General features: G+C 39.7%; 11 protein-coding genes. 3 read left to right on the forward strand and 8 right to left on the reverse strand.

Features of this window, described 5'->3' with window-relative positions:
- Positions 1-84: 84 nt before the first annotated feature.
- Entirely contained in the window at positions 85-480 is a 396-nt protein-coding gene (locus V7161_RS07330; protein WP_335443596.1) for a YybH family protein, read from the reverse strand.
- A gap of 117 nt (positions 481-597) precedes the next feature.
- On the reverse strand, positions 598-849 hold the full coding sequence (locus tag V7161_RS07335) for a hypothetical protein (protein ID WP_335443597.1): 252 nt from the start codon (positions 847-849) through the stop codon (positions 598-600).
- A 342-nt stretch (positions 850-1,191) separates the two neighbouring features.
- Here V7161_RS07335 and V7161_RS07340 point away from each other — a divergent pair, with 342 nt between their 5' ends.
- Positions 1,192-1,761 (forward strand): YitT family protein, encoded by a 570-nt coding sequence (locus V7161_RS07340; RefSeq protein ID WP_335443599.1) that lies wholly within the window; start codon positions 1,192-1,194, stop codon positions 1,759-1,761.
- Positions 1,762-1,786: 25 nt separating this feature from the next.
- Here the strand turns inward: V7161_RS07340 and V7161_RS07345 are convergent, their stop codons facing one another.
- On the reverse strand, positions 1,787-2,293 hold the full coding sequence (locus V7161_RS07345) for a hypothetical protein (protein WP_335443602.1): 507 nt from the start codon (positions 2,291-2,293) through the stop codon (positions 1,787-1,789).
- Positions 2,294-2,767: a hypothetical protein gene (locus tag V7161_RS07350; RefSeq protein ID WP_335443604.1), complete on the reverse strand. Its 474-nt coding sequence runs from the start codon at positions 2,765-2,767 to the stop codon at positions 2,294-2,296.
- Between the two features lie 110 nt (positions 2,768-2,877).
- Here V7161_RS07350 and V7161_RS07355 point away from each other — a divergent pair, with 110 nt between their 5' ends.
- Together V7161_RS07355 and V7161_RS07360 are read left to right on the forward strand one after the other, a co-directional pair.
- Complete coding sequence (locus V7161_RS07355; RefSeq protein WP_289989248.1) at positions 2,878-3,186, forward strand: hypothetical protein; 309 nt, start codon at positions 2,878-2,880, stop codon at positions 3,184-3,186.
- A 32-nt stretch (positions 3,187-3,218) separates the two neighbouring features.
- Positions 3,219-3,641: a hypothetical protein gene (locus tag V7161_RS07360; RefSeq protein ID WP_335443607.1), complete on the forward strand. Its 423-nt coding sequence runs from the start codon at positions 3,219-3,221 to the stop codon at positions 3,639-3,641.
- A gap of 30 nt (positions 3,642-3,671) precedes the next feature.
- Here the strand turns inward: V7161_RS07360 and V7161_RS07365 are convergent, their stop codons facing one another.
- The 4 genes from V7161_RS07365 to ftsZ form a co-directional block, all read right to left on the reverse strand.
- Positions 3,672-4,919: an SH3 domain-containing protein gene (locus V7161_RS07365; protein ID WP_335443610.1), complete on the reverse strand. Its 1,248-nt coding sequence runs from the start codon at positions 4,917-4,919 to the stop codon at positions 3,672-3,674.
- Positions 4,920-5,066: 147 nt separating this feature from the next.
- Positions 5,067-6,092 (reverse strand): serine hydrolase domain-containing protein, encoded by a 1,026-nt coding sequence (locus tag V7161_RS07370; protein ID WP_335443612.1) that lies wholly within the window; start codon positions 6,090-6,092, stop codon positions 5,067-5,069.
- A 107-nt stretch (positions 6,093-6,199) separates the two neighbouring features.
- The gene (locus tag V7161_RS07375; protein ID WP_335443614.1) at positions 6,200-6,718 is read right to left on the reverse strand and encodes a hypothetical protein; all 519 of its coding nucleotides are present in this window, start codon (positions 6,716-6,718) and stop codon (positions 6,200-6,202) included.
- Positions 6,719-6,799: 81 nt separating this feature from the next.
- A complete protein-coding gene (gene ftsZ / locus V7161_RS07380) occupies positions 6,800-7,954 on the reverse strand; it encodes a cell division protein FtsZ (RefSeq protein ID WP_335443615.1) in 1,155 nt (384 codons plus the stop codon).
- Between the last annotated feature and the right edge of the window lie 314 nt (positions 7,955-8,268).

Here is an 8,268-nt window from a genome sequence, read left to right on the forward strand (position 1 = left end):
AATGTCCCATAGACCGTTTCTATGGGAAAAAACCTCTTTGAACTCATCTCGAAATGTCCCATAGACCGTTTCTATGGGACAAAACTATCCCTTATCCTTGATTAAGTCAGTGCCATATGAATTATCGATAGCGCAAAGCCATTCACCTTGTGAATTTTTCTTAAACACGTAGGTGGCTCTTCTTTCCATGGAAAAATCCGATTCTGTTTTATCAGCATCCAGGAGCGTTTGCGAAAGAACAAGCGCAGTATCTCCTGCTTCTAAAATAATCATTTCCCCCTGTGTCGGCACAAGACTGTTATTGAAATATTGGGCAATGGCAATAAAAGCTTTTTTGATTTCCGCTTTCCCGCGGGCAATCATTCCAGGCTTTACAACCAAAATGGCATCATCCGTATAGTAATTCATCAGGGTATCAAAGTCCTCTTGCTTAATGGCCATATCACACTTCTTAATTAGCTCTTTTAACTCATGTTCCATCCTAGATCCCTCCTCATATCTCTAAGCTAATAATTTCATATTTTTCAACCTAATGCCAACTAAACCAAAAAACAGCCTAGTGAGAGAGCGTCTCACTAGGCATAGATCGGGACATTTTTATTTATGCATATGATGCCATTTTTGAAATTGTTCATGACCGGGTCCGTGGCCATGGTGATGGTCTGAATGGGAAGCAGCACCGCCGCCAAAGCCAATCACCAATCCAACGGCGAACACACATATAGAATAAATCACTCGGTGTTTCCGTTTATGACGAAAATGGCTAAATTCTTCTTTTAATTCGCTTTTAATTTCATCCTTCAATGCTTGGATATCAACCTGAGGCTGTTCTTGTGGTTCATTTTCCATATTCCCACACCTCCTTTTACGTAATATATGGAGGTCTGGGCATATCCTTTATTAACGAATTGTTAAATTTTTTGAAACTTTTTAGTGTTAATGACGAAGATTAGGTTTCACGGAGTATTGGACAATTTTTGCGCTACTTTGGATAAATTTCTGAGTGGTTTGGACAATTTCGTGGTGATTTTGGACATTTTTTTCCTAGCTTTGGACATTTTCCAAGCCGTTTTGGACATTTAGACAAAAAATGGCACCCAAAACTTAGTGCGCTTCGACCAAACCCGAGGAAAGGCACCGCTTCTTTTTTTCAAAATCCAGTCATATGATTAATCAAAAAGACTGGACAAGGTGATTGTTATTATTCAGACATTATTAGCGACGATTATCGGCAGCTTGCTGGTTGGAATTGGGGTGAATGGGTTTCTTGTCCCCCATCATTTAATAGACGGCGGTATCCTTGGAATTGCTTTAATCCTTCACTATTTCTTCGAGTTTCAAACAGGAATTACAATGGTTGCTTTAAGCCTCCCTATATGTATTTTTTCAGCCATGCACCAAAGAGGTTATTTTTTCACCAATATCCAAGGATTACTCGCTTCATCGTTTTTTATTGATTTGCTCGCTCCATTACGAACTCAATTTCTCATCTCCCAGTTTGCAAGTGCCTTAATTGGGGGAGCCGTCATTGGAACGGGTGTGGGTCTCATGCTCCGCTATAAAACCAGCACGGGAGGCACCGACCTGCTTGCCAAAATCATTTCGAGGGTCATCCCTATAAATTTGGCACTCGCCATTATCATCCTGGACGGGATCATTATTTTGGCAGGGCTTGCTGTTCTCGAAGTGGACAACTTCCTTTATTCCTGTATGGCGATATGTACCGTTGGTTTAGTGACGGCCTTAATTGAGGGGAGATAATTTTTGCATGTGGGTTTGGCCGACACTAATGGGAGTCCGCTTTTTCAATGGGCTGCCTTCTCATTACCCAATGAAAAAAGAGCAGCACTAAGCATTGAACCGCTAAATATACACTAAAGGAATAAGAGAGCTGCCAGCCTTTATAGGTAAACACACCCAACTTTTGATTAATCCATTCAAACAACGTTCCTCCAGCCGTGCAAAGAACGAGATAAAGCAAAATCCAATACCCTCTAATGTTCCATTTGTCATAAAAGTAAAGAAACAAATAAGAAAAAGGGGCATATAAAAAGTAGGTAATCAAATCAAATAAATCGTAATTAGGTGTATCCATGATATTATATAAATCAAGCTTAGGCGAAGCGAGCAAATGATCGGAAAGCCTCGCAATCGTTGTGCCGATTAACAAAAAAAGGACCGATAAACTTCGAGGAAATCTTCTCGGCAAAAGAAAAACAACAAGATAGGACAGGCCAACACAAAGAAGCAGAAACCATTCGTTTTCATCAAATTTCTCTGGCAACGGAAGCATCTATTCGCGAATCCCTTCTTTTCTCATTAAATTTCGGTACCATGCTAATGCCAAGTGGACAATCAACACAATAAATGTTTGGAGGATGAAAGAAAGCCAAAAGGGCCAGCCCTTATAGGTAATGACATCCCATTCTACCAGCCAGCGTTCAACCCCAGATTGAATGCCTACAAATAAACCTGTCCATATCCATTTAAACAATGGAGATTTAAAAATGGGCTGTAAATTGAAATAACTCAGCCAAATAAACGGATAGATAATGGTTTCATACACCCGGAAAATAATAAAGAGTTCCGTTTCATTCGCGATAGTCCAAACATCTAAATTGATATACAAGATGGCGCAATAGCTGGTAACGAGGAACTCCAAAATCATGAGAATAAAAATGTTTTCAAATAAGTGAAGTCGCTTCTTCATGATATAATATGAAACCAACAGTATAATTGCGGCATCTATGATTAAGGTAAGTTTCATATTTATAGTATTCTTAAAGAAACTGAAAACTATTCAGCGAAAAAAGGAAAATAGAAGGATTTCACTTTCTTCTATCATTTTTTACAATACATACGAGGGGGTAAAAAAACATGTTAAAAAGAATAGTCATCCTTGCGATACTTTCATCTATATTAATTGTTTTAGTATTAGTAAAATCTCATTCAGTTGCGCCTGTAGACAAAACAAGTACTAATGCCGCGCAGTACACAACGCTAGAATACAAGATTAGCGACATTAAAGGAAATCAATATTATGGAAAAAGTGAAGACGGGACAGGAATCCAATTTTCTGCAGATAAAATCGTCTCCGGTGACAAGATCAACGTTGATGATGAGGTCATTTGTTATTTTGAAAAAGATAACTTAGGTAAAGGAATAGTGAAAGTCGAGAAGAAATAATAATACCGGTTGAAAGGGCAGGGAGAGAATAGATGCTGTACATATGGGATATCGAGAAGATCATTGAAAATACATTGCGTGAGCACAATTTAACGATTAATTATGAATTTAACAATAATCTGCCTGCTCCGATGAGTTACAATGTATCGACAAATACAATAAAGTTTAACTACATACAAGTAAACGGCTACTTGGCTAAAATTAATTTTAAAATAAAAGAAACCGATGAAAACTTAATTAAAATTATTCTTTATCATGAAATCGGCTATTATTTAGATTTTAAGAAAAACAAACATGATTTGAGGATTCTGAAGTACGGTGAAGATGATGAAATCGAGCAGCTTAAAACTAAAATAGAAACCAATGCTTGGGAATATGGCAGAGCGATGGTCCCTGAACAACTCGTGAAAGCCTATGATCAAGTACGGGAATTAGATAAACTGATGCTAAAATAAAAAGCCTCACATGGAGGCCCGTACTAGAATTTATTGTAAATCGACCAGGGTCATGGTTTGACCCCTTTTTCCCTCAAGAGTCAGTGTTGCATGTCCCCCTTGACGGTTAAATAATTCATTGATCATATTGCCTGAGGCTTTTGCGCAATTCGTTTTCCCATCAGCCGTGATAAAACGAAACGTTCCATGCGGGTCTACCCCGCTAATATAAGCTGTGACTTGAATGCGATAGGTATCAGCTTCAGCAGCAACTGGAACTTTAATTTTTTGTCCAACCCTCAGTTTAGATGGATCCACTGCTGGATTCAGCTCTTGAATGGATGAAACAGGCACACCTAATGCTTTCGCGATCTTTGTGAAAGTATCACCGCTCTTGATCACATACTCAGACGCATTCGTTGTTGTTGTTGCCTGTTCCTTTTTCGTTAAATAGGCTGCACTAACAAACCCCGTTTGGCCATGAAAACTAACTTGAGCCCAGCCATTCACCATCGATTTCACTATCACAGTATCATTTAATTTTAACGAGCCTACTACCGCACTAGTCGTGGAAGCTGCCGCTCTCATTCTTAACGAATCTGCCGTTACATACATGGTCTGTGATTCAGCTGTCACAGCCGTTTGGCTCGGGACGGATGAAAGATAATCAGCCTTCACAAAACAAACTCGTCCTTTTATCAGAATACCTGCCCATCCGTTTTCTACGAATGAAACCTTCACCATATCCCCTTTTTTATATGTACCAAGAATACTGCTTTCCGTGCTCGGGTTTGACCGGACATTAAGGGCTGTCGCGTTAACCATTCTGTTTTCCACTTTGGGTAAAAGAATTTTTTTACCGTCAATCGCAGTCAGCCCATTGGCATCTAGTATTTCTTGTGCTGTCACCCCATGTTCCGCAGCGATCGCTTCAATACTGTCACCGTTTTTAACCTGATACGTATATTCCTGAATAAAAGCGGCATTGGCACTCGTTCCTAAAAAACCAAGTACAATAGTAAAAATACCCGTCACGACCAGTTTTTTTAGAGAACTCTTTTGAATCCATTGGTGAACCTGTGAAACATAGGTATCCCAATGATCACGAATATCACTTAAAATTCTTTTAATGTCTAATACATTACGAATATGAAAAAAATGCTCGTTATAATATTCACGTTTTTCCATCCTGGAAGTGAAAACAGGTACACTTTGGGACCGCTTGCTTTTCCCATGTGTTATCTTCCTGCTTAATGTTAATTCCCCACCGGTAAAAATTTCATTAGTTGTAATAATCAATTCTCTTTCTCCCCCACAAAAATACTGCGTTCTTTTTATAAAATGAAGTAAATCCCCATATATATGTATAATTCGACGAGATCCATCATTTTCTGTCCATATTTGCTATAAATAGTCGAATATGGGTATAGGGGAATATAATTCCTATTAAAATGTTTCCTTCACAATGCGATAAATGGCAGCCGAAATCTTCTTGATATCCCTCTGTTTATCCCGAACATTCAGAAGGACAACGATGGAGGTTTTATCCTTGTAATAAACATGGAGCGACTCCCAGCCCCCGACAACGCCTCTGCTGTAAATGCGGTCGTCTTTATGATAAACACCGAGACCATAACTCGATTTTGGCCCGGGTGTGACCATTTCCTTTACACTTTGCTTGGTTAGGAGCTTCCCGGTCATTAAGGCTTCATCAAACAGAGAGAGATCCTGTGCCGTTGCATAAATATCACCGCAGCCAAAAAGCAAAGATGGATTCAGTTTACTTGATTGTAAAAACTGCCCTGCCACCTTGAAATAACCCTTTGAAGAAAATTTCCCAGAGTTAATAAAACCGGCATTGACCATGGAGGCCTTATGAAAAATATTTTTTTCAATATAATCATGCAGAGTGCCGCCTGTTACCTGTTCTACAATATAACCTAGGACCATATAGTTGATATCGTTATACTCCCATTTTGTCCCAGCCGGAAATTTAACTACGGCCTTCTTAATAATGTCCTTAGGGTTTTTGACACCTGTGTGCCAAATGGACCCCTTGATTCCTGAGGTATGATTTAACAAATGTGCGATCTTCACATTTTTCGGAAGGGTCGGGACATATTTGGATACGGAGTCTTGTATCCTCAACATTCCTTTTTCTTGAAGCTGAAGTATACAAACAGCAACCATGGTTTTCGTGATCGAACCAATCGGATAAGTAGTGGTCGAACGATTTAACGTCCTTTCCGAAATATCTGAATACCCTGCCCCCTCAGAAAACAACGTGCTACCGTTTTTCGCAACGGCAATACTGCCACTAACATGGTTGGAAACCAAATACTCTCTGATTTTCTTCTGCATTTCAGAATCGGAGACAGCAGCAGGCTCTATAGAACCTTGGGCAATAAGAGATTCTGAAAATGAGCTATTAAAAAAACCGAACACAATAATGGCTATTAAAAGGATTTTCATTAAAAAACCTCATTTTCAGGTATTTACTCAGTTTATTATATTTAAAAAGATTCACCCATATACTTCCATCATCAAATCAAAAAAGACAATTGTCTTTTTTGATGATCTTAATTTACGCCGCCTGAGTTTGATGCTGCGCTTGCATTTCTCTTCTGAATAGCATTGATTCCCATTACGACCGCTATAAGCTCCTCATTCGTAACCTTTTCATTAAAATTAGTCAGTTGGTAGGCTGGGGATGCAAAGAAGCCGCTAACCTTTTCAAACCGTCCAACCGGGTTGGATTGCTCATCCATAATTTCATACTGTCTTGAGAAGGGTTCTGCTTTAATATGATAAACACCACGTCCATAGGCATCATATTCATATTTTTTCGATAAAAAGGCCAACTTTTCTTTAAGGATACCGATTTCTTCCTCATTAGAATTGTAGATTCGCCACTTATTACTAAAGAAGGTGAATTTACCGGTAACGACAATATTTTCGTTCTTATCCAGCACATCAATACTCGAAGAAAAGGCACTCTTTAAATCTAGCTCTCCTACCATTTCTTTTGAACTATTAAAAATTTCCGTCCTTCCGGATGAAAAAAAATTATCTTTAAAAAAAAGTGCTTTATCGTTCACCTGTCTCCCCCCAGTTCTTTTCCTAAAATACGATTATCTTAGAAAAAAGTTCCATAGTGAGGTGGAAAATAGATAGTATTTTTATCTAGATCGTCTTTTTCTCTGTCGCAAAAACGTAGGAACATCCAGCGATTCTTCTTGTGCTTCTGAATGTCGGCCATAATCCTGATCAGGTTCGATATGGTTTACCCGATTAGGTTGTTGTGTACGTAGCTCCCGTTGATACGGATTAGATCTTTCAATGATAGGCGGCTGGGAAGACGGTTGTACTACTGCCTCTACTTCCTCATTGAATCCAGTGGCAATAATCGTGACAATGATTTCATCCTTTAAGTGCTCGTTAATGACGGAACCAAAAATCATATTTAATTCCTCATGGGAAGCAGCAGCAACGATTTCAGCTGCCTCCTGAACTTCGAAAAGGCTAAGATTTCGACCGCCAGTGATGTTCATGATCACGCCCTGGGCTCCATTGATGGAGGTTTCGAGGATCGGGCTGTTTAAGGCTTTCTGTGCGGCCTCCGCGGCGCGATTGCTTCCAGTAGCAATCCCAATTCCCATTAAGGCTGTCCCTTTATGGGACATGACCGTTTTCACATCAGCAAAGTCAAGGTTGATTAAACCAGGCACAGCAATTAAATCGGAAATCCCTTGAACACCCTGGCGGAGGACGGCATCCGCTTCACGGAAAGCCTCAATCATGGGGGTATTTCGATCGACAATCTCTAATAAGCGATCGTTTGGAATAATAATTAAGGTATCTACTGCTTCCCTCATGGCCTCAATTCCACTTTCCGCGTTCATTGCCCGTTTCTTTCCTTCAAATTTGAACGGACGCGTGACCACTCCAATGGTAAGGGCACCAAGCTTTCGGGCAATTTTCGCAATGGCCGGTGCTGCACCTGTCCCTGTACCGCCGCCCATTCCAGCTGTAACGAAAACCATGTCGGCTCCTGCTAACACTTCTTCCATCTGCTTTTTGCTTTCTTCTATCGCCAATTTTCCTATTTCCGGATTAGCACCTGCTCCTAAACCCCTAGTTAACGATGAACCAATTTGCATCTTAATCTCTGCTTGAGATTGATTGATCGCTTGGGCATCCGTATTCACCGCAATAAATTCTACACCTTCCACTCCGTCCTCAATCATTCGGTTCACAGCATTGTTCCCCCCGCCGCCAACACCTACAACTTTAATCGTGGCCAATTGGTCCATATTTGCAGCAAATTCCAACATGATCCTTCCCCCTCGTTTCCACTGATTTGTTTTACTAAGAATCAAGGCTATCCGTTTTTTACTTAGTAGTCTATGAAACATTAATTTGCCTGTCCAGTTAAGTTTTACCTACTTTTTATAAAACAGGAAAATAAGCACAAGGTAATTGGAAAAAAGGTCCTGCTTACGGAGGGATTCTACAATAATGAGGAGGTATCCTACAATTTTCAGGTTACATCCTACAAATTTGAGAGAGGTTTCTACAAAAATTAAGCCTTATTCTACAATTGCGGTTATATTCTTTTAATTCGAAGGTGGGATTCTACAATATTAGG

Origin of the sequence: Neobacillus drentensis (assembly GCF_036965425.1) — a bacterium.
GTDB lineage: Bacteria > Bacillota > Bacilli > Bacillales > Cytobacillaceae > Neobacillus > Neobacillus drentensis_F.